Raw genomic sequence first — 17,733 nt, 5'->3', positions numbered from 1 at the left:
CAGAACATTTTACAGTTAACGAGTGTTAACGAATGTTAACCAACTGATTTTATTAAAATTACTAACTATATTTGACCTATGAACACAAAAAAATATAATTGGATTTTCTATTTTATTTCAGTTACAATTGCATTTACAATTGCCATACAGTTCTATTGGAATTATAAAAATTTTGAAGAAAACAAAAGGCAAGTAACCAATGAAATACAATTAAGTTTAGACAATGCTATCGAAGAATATTTTTCTTTACTGGCAAAAAGTAACTTTTTAACTATTATTGACACAAAGGACTCTAATAGCAAATCATTTAAAAATAGTAGTGTAGAAAATATTATAAAAAAAATTAAAAAAAATACTAAAAACCAAAAATCAAAAGTTACTATAAACAATATTAAAATTACATCTGATGATAATTTATCTAAAGAAAAAATAGATTCTATGATGAATTCTACAAAAGAATTTGTCACTAATTTTAACACTAAAATAGACAGTATAGTTGCTAAAAAACAAAAGAAAACCAAAGTTTTAACTCAATTTTTAGATGATAAACAGGGTATTACTTTAAATTCAGATGGTTCCAAAACTTCGGTAAAATATTTTAAAGGAAAAAGAGCCGCAGATAGCTTAAAAGTTATTCGTAATTTAAAGCCAATTTTTATCTCGTTTTTAGACCAGACCATAAAATATGATAAAATAGATTCTTTAATTGAAAATCAATTAAAACAGAAAGAAATTACTATAGAATATAGTTTTCATCATCTAAAAAATGATACGTTATTTCATCAAACAAAAGATACTATTTTAAAAAATGATTTTTCCGTTGTTAAGTCTAAATCTACTTACGCAAAAGAAAATGAAGGCTTTGAATTAGTATACCTAAGCTCTAATCTAGAAGCTTTAAAAAGAAGTTCTTTTGGTATATTTTTATCGTTATTATTAGCTTTAGCCGTAATTACCTCTTTGTTTTATTTACTAAAGGTCATCAATCAGCAAAAAGAATTGGCAACCATAAAAAACGATTTAATTAGTAACATTACTCACGAATTTAAAACGCCAATTGCCACAGTATCTACTGCAATTGAGGCTATAGAAAATTTTAATGTTTTAGAGGATAAAGAAAAAACAAAAAAGTATCTTTCTATGTCATCTATTCAATTAAAAAAATTACATCAAATGGTAGAAAAATTGCTTGAAACTGCTACTTTAGACAGTGAACAATTGTTGCTGAAAAAAGAAACCATAGATCTTGTTGTATTGATGGAAAAATTAGTAAACAAATACAAACTGTTAACACAACACAAAACTTTACTATTTTCAACAAACCAAAAACCTATTTATATTAATGTTGATGTATTTCATTTTGAAAACTGTGTTTCTAACCTAATAGACAATGCTGTAAAATATGGAGGTGAAACTATACAAATTAACATTAATTCTGTTTTAAACTCTGTTGAAATTTCTGTTGCTGATGACGGAAAAGGAATCGAAAAAAATCAACAAGAAAAAATATTTGATAAGTTTTACAGAGTTCCAAAAGGAAATACGCATAATGTAAAAGGGTTTGGAATTGGACTGTATTATTGTAAAAAAATTGTTGAAAAACATAATGGAGAAATATTACTTTTATCAGACAAAAACAAAACAACTTTTAAAATAAATATTCCTAATGAGTAAAGTAAAAGTACTTTTAGCCGAAGACGAGGAAAGTTTAGGAATGATTGTTAAAGAGAGTCTGGAGTCTCGAGATTTTATTGTATTTCATGCAAAAAACGGAGATGAAGCTTTACATTTTTACAAATTAGAAAAACCAGACATATTAGTGTTGGATGTAATGATGCCTCTAAAAGATGGCTTTACCTTAGCGAAAGAAATTAGAGAAAACAACAAAATAATTCCTATAATTTTTCTTACAGCAAAATCTCAAACAGAAGATGTTATTGCAGGCTTTAACCATGGTGGAAATGATTATTTAAAAAAGCCTTTTTCTATGGAAGAACTTATTGTAAGAATTAAGGCTTTATTATCTCGAATTGAACTAAAACCCAACTTAGAAACTATAAAAATAGGAACTTACATTTTTAATAAAACTAAGCAAACTTTGCAGTATTCTTCAGATACAATTCAGTTAACACATAGAGAATCTGAATTGTTATTTTATTTACACGAAAAGAAAAATCAGATTTTAGATAGAAGTTTTATTCTAAATAAACTTTGGGGAAATGATGATTTTTTTAATGCTAGAAGTATGGATGTGTTTATTAGCAAACTTAGAAAAAAATTAAAAAAAGACACAGACATACAAATTATAAACATTCGTGGTTATGGATATAAATTGATTTGCTAACGCACCTAAGTTTTTAGTTTTTTTATTACCTTTAGCATTCCTTTTCATCCTATTTAAAATAAAAATATGCACGTTGCAATTGCAGGAAACATTGGTGCTGGTAAAACTACACTAACCAAACTTTTAGCCAAACATTACAAATGGAAACCACATTTTGAGTCTGTTGATGAGAATCCGTATTTGGATGATTTTTATGCAGAAATGGAACGTTGGTCATTTAATTTACAAGTATATTTTTTAAATAGTCGTTTTCGTCAAATTTTAGAACTCAGAGAAAGTGGTAAAAATATTATTCAAGACAGAACAATCTATGAAGACGCCCATATTTTTGCACCCAACTTGCATGCAATGGGTTTGATGACCAACAGAGATTACAGCAATTATTCTTCTTTGTTTGAATTGATGGAAAACTTAGTTTCTCCTCCAGATTTATTAATTTACTTACGTGCAGACATTTCTACATTGGTAGGTCAAATTCATAAACGAGGTAGAGAATATGAAAACTCAATTAGTATTGACTATTTAAGCAGATTGAATGAACGTTATGAAGCTTGGATCTCTAAATACACTAAAGGAAAACTATTAGTCATAAACGTAGATAATATTGATTTTGTTGATAATCAAGAAGATTTAGGATATATTATAGATAGAATAGATTCGCAAATAAATGGTTTGTTTTAACCTAAAAATTACACAAACATCAAAAGAGATCGCAAATGCGATCTCTTTCTTTTTGTGAAAAATCACAATAGATAGATAGTCCCCCAACTCTCTATCAACTTTTTATATTTAAACTTATTTTTTTTCTGATATTTCTACTCCAATATAAATGTCGGAAATAGTACCTGGAACTTTCATTAAAAATAAATCAGCAAAATGGTATGTTAAATTTATCATACCAACATCATCTAGAACCCTACTTTTAAGATTCTTAGACACCTCTTTTTTGGTGAGGATTTCCTTGAAAGGATTTTTCATAATTATTACAGCTCATCATATAGTTTTACAACTTTTGCTTTTGCTCTTTTAACTCTCATTTTAACAGCACTTTCACCAACTTTTAAGACTTCCATAATTTCTTTAATGCTCATATCGTCTTGATATTTCATTAATAAAATCATTTTTTCTGCTGGATCAATTAATGTTAAAACTTTTGCTAGTTTTTCTGATTTTAATTCAAACAAACTTGCATCGTTAACTTCATCAAAAGCATCATTTTCTTTTATTTGATCTGTAACAACCGTGACTTTCTCTTTTTTCTTATAATTATTCCTTTGAACATAATTTACACAGAAATTGTAGGTAAAAGAATATAACCATGTAGAAAACTTAGAATTGCCTTTAAAGGTTCTTAACTTCACAAATAACCGAACAAAAACATCATGTGTTAAATCTTCTGCTTCTTCTCTACTTTTAGAAAAACCATAACATTTATTAAAAACCACATTAGAGAACCTGTCATATAATTCTGCAAACAAATCTGAATTATTTGTTGCTGCTATTTTAAATACCAATTCTTCGTCTGAAAGTCTTTTTAATACTAATGTTTTCAATTCTGTTATTTTTATGACACGAAGAAAACAATTATGTCACTCTTATTTTTAAAAAAAAGTTTAGTAGTACACTTAAATCGTTGAATGGTAAATAAAGTTCTTTGAAAAAAAAATTAATCTTTTTGTAACATTAACTCAAAATCTAACGTATAATTAAATGTAGCAATTACATTAATCCTTTAAAAGTCACAAAGAATTAGATGAGACAACTTAAAATTACAAAGCAGGTTACTAACAGGGAGACTGCATCGTTAGACAAGTACTTACAAGAAATTGGAAAAGTAGACTTAATTACAGCTGATGAAGAAGTAGAATTAGCACAGCTTATAAAAGCAGGTGATCAAAGAGCATTAGAAAAATTAACGAAAGCCAATTTACGTTTTGTAGTATCTGTTGCAAAGCAATACCAAAACCAAGGATTAACATTACCAGATTTAATTAATGAAGGAAACTTAGGATTGATCAAAGCAGCAAAACGTTTTGATGAAACTAGAGGTTTTAAATTTATATCTTATGCTGTATGGTGGATTCGTCAATCTATCTTACAAGCTTTAGCAGAACAATCTCGTATTGTGCGTTTACCGTTAAATAAAATTGGTTCTATCAATAAAATTAACAAAATGTACGCATTCTTAGAACAAGAAAATGAGCGTCCACCAAGTGCAGAAGAGATTGCAAAGAAATTAGATATGACTGTAAATGACGTAAAAGAATCTATGAAAAATTCTGGACGTCACGTATCTATGGATGCGCCTTTAATAGAAGGGGAAGATTCTAATTTATATGATGTTTTAAACTCTGGAGAATCTCCAAATCCTGATAGAACTTTATTACACGAATCATTAAGAATTGAAATTAATAGAGCTCTAGAAACATTGACTCCTAGAGAAGCTGATGTTGTAAAACTATATTTTGGTTTAGGAGAACACCAACCGATGACTTTAGAAGAAATTGGTGAAACTTTCGATTTAACTCGTGAACGTGTTCGTCAAATTAAAGAAAAAGCAATTCGTAGATTAAAACATACTTCTAGAAGTAAAATTTTAATGACTTACTTAGGATAGCAATCTCAGGTTGTTTTTGGTATCTTACTGAAAATTAAAAAAATAGAACTCTCGAAATTATTTCGGGAGTTTTTTTAGTTTATAACTATTTTTATTTTAAACTTTTACATCTCTAAAGAAGTAAATTGAAATGAGTTTCCATCAAACAAACCTTTATCAGATAATTTTAAAGAAGGTATAACCAACAAGGCCATAAAAGACAAACTCATATAAGGAGCTTTTAATTTACTGCCCATTTCTTTTGCCATTTTATCTAATACTGCATAAGACTTTCCAGTTTCTTTTGCAGATTTATCAGACATAATTCCTCCTACAGGTAAAGAAACAATTTTTTCTTGTTTAGAATTTACAGCACAAACTCCTCCTCTATTTTTGATAATTAAATTAACAGCCTTACAAATCATTTCATCAGAAACACCAACTGCAATAATATTATGAGAATCATGACCCACAGAACTCGCAATTGCACCTTCTTTTAACCCGAAGTTTTTGATGAATGCAATTGCAGGTTTGTCATTTTTATATCGATTTACAACTGTCATTTTTAAAACATCAGTTTTAGTATTCGAAACTAAGTTTCTATCTTCAATTAAAGATGCTGATTCTATTTGATTTGTAACTAATTCGCCATCTAAAGCCTCAATCACTCTAATTTTTTTAGATGATGATTCAAACTTAAAATCTTCTACTTTCTTTTTATTCGTATTAAAATTGTTTAAAATTTCGAAATCTACATTTTTAACAAAACTAGTTCCATTTTTAGCAACTAACTCACCATTAATATAGGTTTCTAAAACATTAAAATTGGTTAAATTATCTACCACAATAAAATCTGCAAAATCACCTTTTTGTAATAGTCCAACCTCTAAATCATAATGCTTTACAGGATTTACACAAGCAGCTTGTAGAACTTTAAAAACATCAACACCTTTAGCAACTGCTCCTGCACACAGTTCATTGATATGCCCCAACAACAAATCATCAGGATGTTTGTCATCAGAACAAAACATCATGTTTTCAAAGTATTCAGGAAGTAAATCAATTAAAGCTTCAAAGTTTTTTGCTGCACTTCCTTCACGTATAATCACCTTCATTCCCTTTTGCAACTTTTCTAAAGCTTCATCATAAGAAAAACATTCGTGATCTGTAGAGATTCCAGCAGCAATATACTTAGAGACATCTTCACCTCTCAAACCTGGAGCATGACCATCAATTGGTTTTCCTAAGTTTTTAGCATGCTCTATTTTAGCAAATACTTCTGCATCATCAAACAAAACACCAGGATAATTCATCATTTCAGCTAAATATTTGATATCAGGATTTTCTAACATCAATTTAATATCATCAGCGTTAATAATAGCTCCAGCACTTTCAAAAGAAGTCGCAGGCACACAACTTGGTGCTCCAAAATTGAATTTTAACGGAACTTTCTTTCCATTTTCAATCATAAATTCAACACCTTTTACTCCTAAAACATTTGCAATTTCATGCGGATCAGAGACAGTAGCTACAGTTCCGTGAGTTACAGCAATTTTTGCAAATTCACTTGGTACCAACATAGAGCTTTCAATGTGAATATGTGCATCTATAAAACCAGGAATAATATAGTTTTCTATTTGGTGATTTGAATTTCGTATATCTGTAATTCTGTCATTTTCAACCACAACTTCACCTTTAAAAATCTTACGATTCAAAATATCTACAATATTACCTTTAACAACCATAATTTGCTTTTTCACAAAGCTACAAATAATAAAAATTCGAGTGAGTTTGTTTCTAAACTTTATCTTATTTTTAGTTCATGAATTTTACCTTTGAAACACTTACTATTCAGGATGCAGAAAACATCTTGTTTACTTTGTATAACATCAATGGAACTGCCTCAAAATTACCAGGAGAAATTGATGCAAATTTTAAGATAACTGTTGATGATTCTCCTAGCTTAATTTTAAAAATAGCTCCAAAGGACGTTGAAATATTAGAACTCGATTTTCAAACTAAAATATTACAGCATCTTGAACACAAAAATTCAGAGATACTGTTACCGAAAGTAATTTTAGATAAAAATGGAAAGGTGATTTCTGAGGTTTCATCTAAGGATAAAAGTACTTATAAAGTGCGATTATTAGACTTTATAGAAGGTAGAATTTGGAATACCGTAAATCCTAAATTAAAGAATTTACAATTTAGTTTAGGTGAAACTGTGGGTAAAATCACAAATTTATTGCAAGATTTTGAGCATCCAAAAGCGACTAGAACCTTTGTTTGGGATATTGCACAATGCTTGTGGGTTAAAGATTATTTGCATTTATTTAATCCTGAAGAAAAAGCAATTGTCAACTACTTTTTAGATGATTTTGAACGCAATAAAAATAATTTTGATTTGCTTAGAAAAAGTGTTGTACACAATGATGCCAATGATTATAACACTATTGTTTCTTATGATTTATTAGATCCAAAAGTAACAAGTATCATTGATTTTGGAGATGCCATAAAAACACAAATTATTAATGATATAGCGATTGCTTGTGCTTATGCAATTTTAGATACAGAAGACCCGTTAGAAATCTGTTTACCTATTCTAAGAGGTTATAACTCTTCTTTTCTTTTACAAGAAAAAGAACTTGAATTTTTATATACTTTAATTGGAATTCGTTTGGTTATTTCAGTTACAAAATCTGCCATCAACAAAAAAGAAAATCCAGAAAATGAGTACTTAACAATTAGTGAAAAACCTGCTTGGAATTTGTTACAAAAATGGAAAACAGTTTCTAAAGATTTTGCGCACTATAGTTTTAGAAATGCTTGCGGCTATACTGCACATCCAAATCAACAAAAATTTGAAAATTGGGCAAAAAAACATAATTTCTCATTGGTAGATTTGTTTCCAACAATACAAAGAAATCAAATTCATCATTTAGATTTAAGTGTATCTAGTACGTTTGCAGGTCATCAAGAAGAATTTAACAATCTAGATTTGTTTCAATTTAAAATTGATCAACTTCAAAAAGAAGTTCCAAATAAAATACTTACTGGGGGTTATTTAGAACCTCGTTCTTTATATACCTCATCAGAATATGACACTATTGGAAATTATGGCAGACAAAGCAGAAGCATCCATTTAGGAATAGATTTTTGGTTACCAACCTGTACACCTGCTCATGCTTTATTTGATGGTGAAGTAGTTATTGCGGTGAACGATGAAGGCGATAAAGAATATGGAGGATTAATCGTATTAAAACATCAACTAAAAGAACTGACATTTTACACTTTATACGGACACAATACCATAGAAAGCGTTCAGCATCATGCTGTTGGTGACATCATAAAAAAAGGTGAACAAGTGGCTGTATTGGCCAACTATCCTGAAAATGGAAATTGGGCTCCTCACCTGCATTTTCAAGTAATGTTGTCTTTATTAGATTATAAAAATGATTTTCCTGGTGTTGGGTATTTTCATCAAATTGAAGTATGGAAAAGTATTTGTCCTGATCCTAATTTACTATTCAAATTAGACGGTTTTACAGAAAATTTAATTGATGTTTCTCAAAATATTTTAGAGGATAGAAAAAGACATTTAGGGAAAAGTCTAAGTCTACAATATCAGCACCCCTTACATATCGTAAAGGGATCCAATCAATATGTAATAGATAATTTTGGTCAAAAATATTTAGATACTGTAAATAATGTTGCGCATGTGGGTCATGAAAATTTTAATGTGGTTAAGGCTGGTCAACAACAAATGGCTTTATTAAACACCAATTCACGTTATTTACACAAAAATATTACTACACTTGCTAAAGAACTATTGGAAACCTTACCCGAAGAATTATCCGTTTTACATTTTGTAAATTCAGGTAGTGAGGCCAATGAGTTAGCAATTAGAATGGTAAAGGCAAATACAAATTCTGATGAAATTATTGCATCTGAACACGGTTATCATGGTAATACAAACACAACTATCGCCATTTCTTCTTATAAATTTGATGGAAAAGGAGGTAAAGGAAAACCAGAAAACACCCATATTTTTCCGATACCTAATGCCTTTAGAGGAAAATATAGGGGTAAAAACACCGCTGATAACTATGTTGAAGAAGTGCAACTTTTAATTGATAAAATTCATCAACAAAATAAAAAAGTGGGTGGTTTTATTATTGAACCCATTATTTCTTGTGGCGGACAAGTAGAATTGCCAAAAGGCTTTTTAGAGGCAACATATAAAAAGATTAGAAAAACTGGTGGTTTGTGTATTTCTGATGAAGTACAAACAGGAATCGGAAGAATGGGCAAGACTTTTTGGGGATTTCAATTGCACAATGTAATCCCTGATATTGTTACCATTGGAAAACCTTTAGGAAATGGACACCCTGTTGCTGCTGTTGCTTGCACCAAAGAGGTAGCTGAAAAATTTGCAAACGGAATGGAATTCTTCAATACATTTGGTGGAAATCCAGTTTCTTGCGCAATTGCAACCCAAGTTTTACAAGAAGTAAAAAGAGAAAAACTTCAGAAAAATGCATTAATAGTTGGTGATTTTTTAAAGATTGAATTAAAAAAATTAGCTCAAAAATTTCCAATTATTGGTGATATAAGAGGGCAAGGTTTATTTTTGGGTTTTGAATTGGTTGATGAAAACCTTAATCCATTAGCTGAAAAAACAGACTATTTAATCAATAGAATGAAATATTTTGGGTTTTTAATGAGTTCTGATGGTCCAGATCATAACGTCATTAAAATAAAACCTCCTATCACTTTTACTAAAGAAAATGTTAAAGATGTTATTTTTTACTTAGAAAAGGTGTTTACGGAAGACTTTATGAAACAGAACTAAAATAGAATTCTTACATTTATAAAACCAAAATAATTATCAACATAAATCGTATGTATAAAAATAAAATCTTATTATTAATCATTGCAATTTCTTTTCAAATTAGCGGTCAAAAAAAAGTTGATACCCAAAAAAAATGGGATGTAAACAACCCTCATGAAACTTGGCTCTACAACTCTTTCAATTTAGATACTGCTGAAGGAACTTGGATGAACTTAGATGTTTCTCCTGATGGAAAAACTATTGTTTTTGATTTATTAGGTGACATTTACAAAATGCCAATTTCGGGTGGAACAACCACAATTATACGCTCTGGTTTGGCGTATGAAGTTCAACCTAGATTTAGTCCAAATGGTAAATATATTTCATTTACAAGTGATGTTGAAGGCGGTAATAATATTTGGGTGATGACAGCTGATGGTAAAAATGCAAAATCCATCACCAAAGAAAAGTACAGATTGTTAAATAATGCGGTTTGGACTCCAGATGGAAAGTCTTTAGTTGCAAGAAAACATTATACTTCTCAACGCTCTGTTGGTGCTGGAGAAATGTGGCAATATCCTCTTTCTGGTACTGCTGGATTGCGATTGACAAAGCGTAAAAATGATCAACAAGATGTAAATGACCCATCAATTTCTCCTGATGGTAAGTATTTGTATTATGCAGAAGACATGTATCCAGGTGGGTTTTTTCAATATAATAAAGACCCTAATAAACAAATTTATGTTATTAAACGATATAATTTTGAAACTGGAGAAATAGACCAAGTAACTGGTGGTCCTGGAGGTGCTGCAAGACCTGTAGTTTCTAAAGATGGCAAATTACTGGCTTTTGTAAAAAGAGTAAGAACAAAATCAGTATTATATATCCACGAATTAGAAACTGGAAAAGAATATCCTATTTATGAAGATTTGAGTAAAGATCAAAGTGAAGCTTGGGCAGTTTTTGGAGTGTACCCTCATTTTGCGTGGATGCCTAATAACAAAGAAATTGTATTTTGGTCTCAAGGAAAAATAAACAGCATAAATATTGATACAAAAGAAGTTAGTAATATTCCTTTTCAAGTAAATCAACAAATAAAATTAGCGCAAACACATCGTGTAAAACGTAAGGTTTTTAAAACCGAATTTACCTCTAAAATGATTAAAGATGTACAAACTTCTCCTAACGGAAAAACGATTGTTTTTACTGCTTTAGGTCATGTTTACAAGAAAAATTTACCTGATGGAATTATAACAAGAGTAACAACTTTATTAGATTTTGAAGCAGAACCTAGTTTTTCTGCTGATGGAAATTCAATCTTGTTTGTAACATGGAATGATGAGGAATTAGGTGCTATTTATCAAATAAATTTGGATGGTACTGGTTTGGTTAAAATCACCAAAGAAAAAGGAATTTACAGAACACCAAAATTCAATAATGCTAACACTAAAATTGTATATAGAAAAGAATCTGGGAATGGAGATCAAGGGTATGATTTCACAAAAAATACTGGAATTTATATCGCAAATACAGATGGCTCACTAGTCAAAAGAATTTCTAAAACTGGAGAATTCCCTAGTTTTTCTAGTGATGATCAACGTATTTTCTTTCAAACTGGAGGATCTTTTTTTGGAGGTTTAACTAAGAAATTAAAAAGTGTCAATCTGAATGGAGAAGACGAAAAAAGTCATTTTTCTTCAAAATTAGCCAATAGACTTGTGCCTAGTCATGATAACAAATGGATTGCATTTATTCATTTGCATAAATTATATGTTGCTCCGTTTGTAATGAACGGAAGTGAAATTAATTTAGATCAAAACACAAAATCGTTTAAGGTAGAAAGTTTGTCTGAAAATGCAGGGATCAACTTGCATTGGGCTACCAATAATAAAGAAGTTTTTTGGACATTAGGTGGTGATTATTTTTCAAAATCTATTGTAAATAACACAACAGATCCTTTTGCGAAGACAAACCTAGGAGAAAGTAATACACCAGGTATTAAAATCAATTTAAAAGTAAAATCTGATGTTCCTGAAGGTAGAATTGCATTTAAAAATGTGAGAATTATTACTATGGAAGGAGATGAAGTTATTGAAGACGGAACCATTGTTATCAACAAGAACAGAATAGAGCAACTTGGAAAAAGAAGAAAAGTTTCTATTCCTTCTGATGCAAAAGTATACGACTTAAAAGGAAAAACAATTATGCCAGGAATTGTTGATGTTCATGCACACGTTGGTGCATTTAGAAATGGATTAAGTACCCAAAAACATTGGCAATTTTATGCAAATTTAGCTTTTGGTGTAACTACGGCTCATGATCCATCTGTACATACTGCTGCTGCTTTTACACTGGAAGAGCTTCAAAAAAGCGGAAATATAGTTGGTCCAAGGATGTTTTCTACTGGTTTTATTTTATATGGTGCAGAAGGAGATTTTAAAGCTGTGGTAAACAATTTAGACGATGCACGTTTTGCAATTTCTAGAACCAAAGCTTTTGGTGCAAAATCTATTAAAAGTTACAATCAACCTAGAAGAGAACAACGTCAGCAAATTATGCAAGCTGCAAGAGAACAAAGGGTAAACGTGGTTCCTGAAGGTGGATCTAATTTTTATGCAAATATGAGTATGATTTTTGATGGTCATACAGGAATTGAACATAACATTCCTGTAAATCCTGTGTATAAAGATGTATTATCACTTTGGAAAAACAGCAAAACAGGATATACCCCTACACTAATTGTAAATTATGGAGGTATGAATGGTGAGTTTGAATGGTATCAAAAAATGAATGTTTGGGAAAACAAAACCTTACTAAAATATACGCCAAGATATGTAATTGACACTCGATCTAGACATAGAACTATGGTGCCTGAAGAGGAATATAAAAACGGACATGTGTTAACTTCAGAAACCGTAACTGCATTAGCCAAAGAAGGTGTAAAAGTAAATTTAGGTGCTCATGGACAGTTACAAGGTTTGGGTGCGCATTGGGAGTTATGGATGTTACAACAAGGGGGCTTAACGAATCACGAAGCTTTAAAAGCTGCAACAATTAATGGAGCAGAATATATTGGTGCAGGTGATGAAATTGGTTCTTTAAAGAAAGGAAAGTTAGCTGATTTAATTATTATGGATAAAAATCCGTTAGAAGATATCAAAAACTCAAATTCTGTAATTTACACGATGGTTAATGGTCGTTTGTATGATATCAATACAATGAACGAAATTGGAAATTATGATAAAACAAGATCTAAATTCTATTTTGAACAAGATGGATACAACCAAGGATTTCCTTTAAATACAAAGACCAATAATTTCTTGACTCCAAGGTGTAGTTGTCATGAATAAAGTTTATTACATTGGATAAATCACATCATCCAAAGCAATATCAAATTCATTTACATCAGAAATTTCAGCAATAGGTTTAAAGAAATTTAAACCTATTTTTTTTACATCATTTCTACAATTAGACAGAAATCGATCGTAAAAACCTTTTCCATAACCTACTCTATAATTCCGTTTATCAGAGATTAAAAGCGGAACAAAAACCAAATCTAATTCTTGTTCTGTAATTGGTTTTGCATTTACAGGTTCTGGAATTCCATAGCTATTTATTTCTATTTCTGAATCTTCTTCTAATAGAAAATGAGATAGCGTATTTGTTTTAAAATTACTTTTAGAAACTACAATTTGCTTGTTTTGATTTCTAAAATAATTGATTATTGGTTTTGTATCAATCTCTTTAAATCTACTAAGTGACAGGAAAATATGAATGTGTTTTACGTCAGAAATCGCTACATTAAAAATCTGTTGATAGAGATTATCTTGTAATCTCTCAATATCTAGTTGGGTTAACTCTTGCCGTTTTTGCTTGTATAATTTTCTTAATTCTGATTTCAACATAATTTCGAAATTAAGAAAATCTATCCACAGAAAAAGGATTTAAGTTTAAAGATGTTTTTGATTCACTAATAATTTCAGAAACTAATTTTCCAGATGCAGGCCCCAAGCTCCATCCCATCATTGCATGACCTGTAGCTATGATTAAATTATCCACCTTATTTGATTTACCAATGTATGGTAACCCATCAGGAGAACAAGGACGTAAACCACATTTTGCATTCTTTTGTTCTTTTAAAGAAATTTTCAAATCTTTATAGTAAGATTCGCTTGCTTTTGCAATTGTATTTATTCTTTTTACATTCATGGTATGATTAATTCCTCCTATTTCCATAGTGCCTGCAAAACGAGTAAAACCATGCATAGGTGTTACTGCAACTTTAGCTTCTATTAAAATAGCAGGTATTGTAATATTAGTTTCTCTTTTTACATTTATAGAATAGCCTTTACCTGCTTGAATTGGGATATTTACCCCTATTTTTTTCGCAAAATATTGAGACCAAGAACCAGTTGCCAACACAAACTTATCTCCCTTAATTTTTTGGTTATTAGTCCTTAAAGAATGTATTGTTCCGTTTTTAAAATCTACATCTACAACCTCTTCATTAGATAGTATAATAACACCTTTTTGCTCTAAATATGTTTTTAATTCTTGCATAAAATTATTAGGTGTCATATGTGCGTCAGAATGATAATAGACAGCTCCTGTAACATTTAAATCAACATTAGGTTCTAGTTTTTTAACTTTATCTTTCGTTAAGTTTTCAACTTTTAGGCCTTCTTTTATGGCTCTTTGACCAGTTTCCCATTCTTCCTCTCCTGCATTTTCTGTTTGATAACACATTAACAAGCCTTTACGATCGTATGTAAAATTGAAATCTTCAGATGATTTTAAATCCTCATACAATTCTCTACTAAAAATATTAATATCTTTAATTACAGGAATTGCTTTAGCTACTTTTTGTTTTGTTGCCGATTTTTTAAATAACCAAGCCCATTTTAAAAAATCGGTATCTAATCTTGGTTTTACATAAAAAGGACTTTCTGCATTGAACATCCATTTTATACCTTTTGTGATTATTCCTGGTGCAGATAAGGGAATAATGTGACTAGGTGTAATGTACCCCGCATTTACGTAAGAAGCCCCTGTAGAAAAATCAGATTTATCTATTACAGTAACTTTATGACCTTCTTTAAGCAAATAATAAGCAGAACATAGACCTATAATTCCACCTCCAATAATAACAACTTCTTTAGACATATCTATTTAATTATATATTATAGATTTCTCAACTATGTTCAACATTACACTGTTCATATTTCTAAATTACTGAAAAACCAAAAGCATAAGGATCATCTTCTGTATCTATAGTTATGGTATTTTGTCCGTAAATTTTTGCCCAACCTTTAATACTTGGTACAATTGCTTTTTGATTTCCTATAATAGTTTCTTTTTCTACTTTACCAATAAAGGTGCTTCCAATAAAACTTTCGTGTATAAACTCTTCTCCTACTTTTAATTTTCCTTTGGCATATAATTGTGCTAATCTTGCTGATGTACCTGTCCCACAAGGGCTTCTATCAATGGCTTTATCACCATAAAAAACAGCATTTCTACCATTGGAAGTTGGATGAATCGTATCTCCTGTCCATAACAAATGCGTTACATCTTTTATGGATTGGTTTTCAGGATGAATAAATTGATTTGGATATTTTTTATTAATTAATTCTCTTAGAACTTGTGAATGTTTGATAATCTCAGAGGCTGTAAAATCTTGAACACCAGTAAAGTTTTTCTGCGGATCTACAATGGCATAAAAATTACCTCCATAAGATACATCAAAAGTAATCTCGCCTAATTCTGGAGAATCTATGGTTAAATTTTCTGCGTCTAAATAACTCTTTACATTGGTTAATTTTACCCACTCAACTTTTTGGTTACTCATAGAATATTCTATTTCTACCAAACCTGCAGGAGCTTCCATTTTTATTTTTCCAGGAGTTTTAGGTTGAACCAAACCCTCTTCTATAGCAATAGTGATGGTTCCTATTGTTCCATGACCGCACATTGGCAAACAACCTGAAGTTTCTATAAATAAAATGGCAAAATCATTTTCTGGATTGTGTGGAGGGTATAAAATTGAACCACTCATCATATCATGTCCTCGAGGTTCAAACATTAAGCCTTTTCTTATCCAATCGTATTCTTTTAAAAAATGTAAACGCTTTTCGCTCATTGAATTTCCAAGCAATTCTGGGCCTCCACTTTTGATGACTCTTACAGGATTACCGCAAGTATGTGCATCTACACAGACAAAAATATGTTTACTCATTTTTCACTTTATTAATATAATTATGGATTCTTTTTTCTAAAATTGATAAGGTTACAGTTCCTTGTTCTAAAACTACTTCATGAAAATCTCTAATATCAAACTTGTCTTTTAATTCAGATTCAGCTTTTACACGTAATTCTCTAATTTTTAATTCCCCTATTTTATAAGAAAGAGCTTGCCCTGGCCAAGAAATATATCGATCTGTTTCTGTATTAATTTCGTGAAGTGATAATGCCGTATTTTCTGACATATAATTCACAACCTGTTCTCTTGTCCAACCTTTTGCGTGAATTCCAGTATCTACAACTAAACGACACGCACGCCACATTTCATAAGTATATTTTCCAAATTGTTCGTAAGGTGTCGTATACATGTTCATTTCATCTGCCAAAAATTCGGAATACAATCCCCAACCTTCTCCATAAGCAGATAAATATAAATTCTTTCGAAATTGCGGAATAGAATCTCCCAATTCGTTATTTAAACTTCCTTGTAAGTGATGCCCTGGAACAGCTTCGTGAACCGTTAAAGAAGGTAAAGTATACAAAGTTCTGCTTGGTAAATCATAGGTGTTTACCCAATAATAACCAGCTTCTGTACTATTTTTTGATGTCCCTATATAACGTCCTCCAGTATATTTTGGAGCAATTGCTTCTGGCACAGGTGCAACTCCATAAGGTTTTCGTGGTAAGGTTTTAAAGAATTTTGGCAACTTTGCATCTGCTCTTTTTGCCATATCTCTCGCAATCATTAACAACTCATTTGGTGTTTTTGCATAAAACTGTTCGTCCGTTCTTAGGAATTTTAAAAAATCAGCAAAACTTCCTTTGAAGTTTAGAGAACTAATTATTTTTTGCATTTCTGCTTTAATTCTGGCAACTTCTGTTAGTCCTATTTGATGAATATCTTCTGCAGTGTATTGTGTGCTTGTGGTATAAAAATTAATTCTATTTTGATAATAAGCAGCACCATTTGGGGTTTCTGAAACCCCTAAACTTGTTCTTGTTTTTGGTAAATATTCAGTTTCAAAAAAAGTTTTTATTCTTTTGAATTCAGGAACTACTGTGTTTTCTATTGCAATTTTTGCAGCCTTTAAAACTGAATCCTTTTGCGTTTCATTTAAACTTGAAGGTAAATTTTGAAACGGTTTGTAAAATGGACTTTGTTGAAAATCATCAACAATATGATCATTATAAGTAGATTCGTACCCTTTAAAAATAACTCTAGGCTGCGAAACTCCTTTTGCTAAACCTTCTCTTAGATTTTTAAAATGCTGATTTACAAAATCTGATAAACTATTTAATTTCTTTAAATATTCTTTTACTTGCCTGTAATTATTAAGTGGTTTGATTTGATAATTTAAACTGCTATGAAAACCAGAATCAGACAGCAAGGGATTTAAAAATCGTTCAAACTTGTAATAATCGATTTTATCTTGCAACACAAATTTTAGTAATTCATAAGAGATTTGCTCTGTTTCAGAAAGCTCTTCAAAAACCACACAACCAAAATATTGCATTTGGTTTTCTGCATATTCTGCTTCAGCTTTGTAATGTTCTCTTGTATACAATCCTAAAGGATACTTGTTTTTATCATAAGATTGTCTTCTTTGATGAGATTGAATAATGATCTCTAATTCTGCTGATGAATTTCCACATTTTTCTTCTCCATTATTACAAGATAAATTCATAAAAAAGGCAACAAAAAGAACTTTATAAATTCTCATA

Annotated in this window: 13 protein-coding genes; 6 read left to right on the top strand and 7 right to left on the bottom strand. The window is 30.3% G+C overall.

Annotated features, from left to right (window positions below; translation table 11 throughout):
- Window positions 1-78: 78 nt before the first annotated feature.
- From FP421_RS01840 to FP421_RS01830, 3 genes are all read left to right on the top strand, one after another.
- Window positions 79-1,674 carry a sensor histidine kinase gene (locus FP421_RS01840; RefSeq protein WP_159947043.1) on the top strand — a complete coding sequence of 532 codons (1,596 nt, stop codon included), beginning with the start codon at window positions 79-81 and terminating at the stop codon, window positions 1,672-1,674.
- A complete protein-coding gene (locus FP421_RS01835; RefSeq protein WP_159947041.1) occupies window positions 1,667-2,344 on the top strand; it encodes a response regulator transcription factor in 678 nt (225 codons plus the stop codon). Before FP421_RS01840 ends, FP421_RS01835 begins: the two co-directional genes overlap by 8 nt.
- Window positions 2,345-2,410: 66 nt before the next feature.
- The gene (locus tag FP421_RS01830) at window positions 2,411-3,025 is read left to right on the top strand and encodes a deoxynucleoside kinase (RefSeq protein ID WP_159947039.1); all 615 of its coding nucleotides are present in this window, start codon (window positions 2,411-2,413) and stop codon (window positions 3,023-3,025) included.
- 114 nt (window positions 3,026-3,139) lie between these two features.
- On the opposite strand, the gene FP421_RS01825 is transcribed toward FP421_RS01830, so the two are convergent.
- Complete coding sequence (locus tag FP421_RS01825; RefSeq protein ID WP_159947037.1) at window positions 3,140-3,322, bottom strand: hypothetical protein; 183 nt, start codon at window positions 3,320-3,322, stop codon at window positions 3,140-3,142.
- 5 nt (window positions 3,323-3,327) lie between these two features.
- The gene (locus tag FP421_RS01820; RefSeq protein ID WP_159947035.1) at window positions 3,328-3,897 is read right to left on the bottom strand and encodes an RNA polymerase sigma factor; all 570 of its coding nucleotides are present in this window, start codon (window positions 3,895-3,897) and stop codon (window positions 3,328-3,330) included.
- A gap of 200 nt (window positions 3,898-4,097) precedes the next feature.
- Between FP421_RS01820 and FP421_RS01815 the strand changes: the two genes are divergently transcribed.
- Window positions 4,098-4,961, top strand: coding sequence for a sigma-70 family RNA polymerase sigma factor (locus tag FP421_RS01815; protein WP_114424921.1), 864 nt, complete (start codon window positions 4,098-4,100; stop codon window positions 4,959-4,961).
- A gap of 104 nt (window positions 4,962-5,065) precedes the next feature.
- Here the strand turns inward: FP421_RS01815 and ade are convergent, their stop codons facing one another.
- Window positions 5,066-6,685 carry an adenine deaminase gene (gene ade, locus FP421_RS01810; protein ID WP_159947033.1) on the bottom strand — a complete coding sequence of 540 codons (1,620 nt, stop codon included), beginning with the start codon at window positions 6,683-6,685 and terminating at the stop codon, window positions 5,066-5,068.
- Between the two features lie 77 nt (window positions 6,686-6,762).
- Between ade and FP421_RS01805 the strand changes: the two genes are divergently transcribed.
- Together FP421_RS01805 and FP421_RS01800 are read left to right on the top strand one after the other, a co-directional pair.
- Entirely contained in the window at window positions 6,763-9,792 is a 3,030-nt protein-coding gene (locus FP421_RS01805) for an aminotransferase class III-fold pyridoxal phosphate-dependent enzyme (protein WP_159947031.1), read from the top strand.
- Window positions 9,793-9,842: 50 nt separating this feature from the next.
- Window positions 9,843-13,121, top strand: coding sequence for an amidohydrolase family protein (locus tag FP421_RS01800; RefSeq protein ID WP_159947029.1), 3,279 nt, complete (start codon window positions 9,843-9,845; stop codon window positions 13,119-13,121).
- Between the two features lie 6 nt (window positions 13,122-13,127).
- Here the strand turns inward: FP421_RS01800 and FP421_RS01795 are convergent, their stop codons facing one another.
- The 4 genes from FP421_RS01795 to FP421_RS01780 form a co-directional block, all read right to left on the bottom strand.
- The gene (locus tag FP421_RS01795) at window positions 13,128-13,676 is read right to left on the bottom strand and encodes a 5-formyltetrahydrofolate cyclo-ligase (protein ID WP_159947020.1); all 549 of its coding nucleotides are present in this window, start codon (window positions 13,674-13,676) and stop codon (window positions 13,128-13,130) included.
- 10 nt (window positions 13,677-13,686) lie between these two features.
- Entirely contained in the window at window positions 13,687-14,934 is a 1,248-nt protein-coding gene (locus FP421_RS01790) for an NAD(P)/FAD-dependent oxidoreductase (RefSeq protein ID WP_159947018.1), read from the bottom strand.
- 61 nt (window positions 14,935-14,995) lie between these two features.
- A complete protein-coding gene (locus FP421_RS01785; RefSeq protein ID WP_159947016.1) occupies window positions 14,996-16,006 on the bottom strand; it encodes a 4-hydroxyproline epimerase in 1,011 nt (336 codons plus the stop codon).
- The gene (locus FP421_RS01780) at window positions 15,999-17,732 is read right to left on the bottom strand and encodes a DUF885 domain-containing protein (RefSeq protein ID WP_159947014.1); all 1,734 of its coding nucleotides are present in this window, start codon (window positions 17,730-17,732) and stop codon (window positions 15,999-16,001) included. The genes FP421_RS01785 and FP421_RS01780 overlap by 8 nt, the downstream gene beginning before the upstream one ends.
- Between the last annotated feature and the right edge of the window lies 1 nt (window position 17,733).

Origin of the sequence: Polaribacter septentrionalilitoris (assembly GCF_009832745.1) — a bacterium.
Lineage (GTDB): Bacteria > Bacteroidota > Bacteroidia > Flavobacteriales > Flavobacteriaceae > Polaribacter > Polaribacter septentrionalilitoris.
Note: the sequence above shows the minus strand (reverse complement) of the source record. Positions and strands in the feature narration are given on the sequence as shown.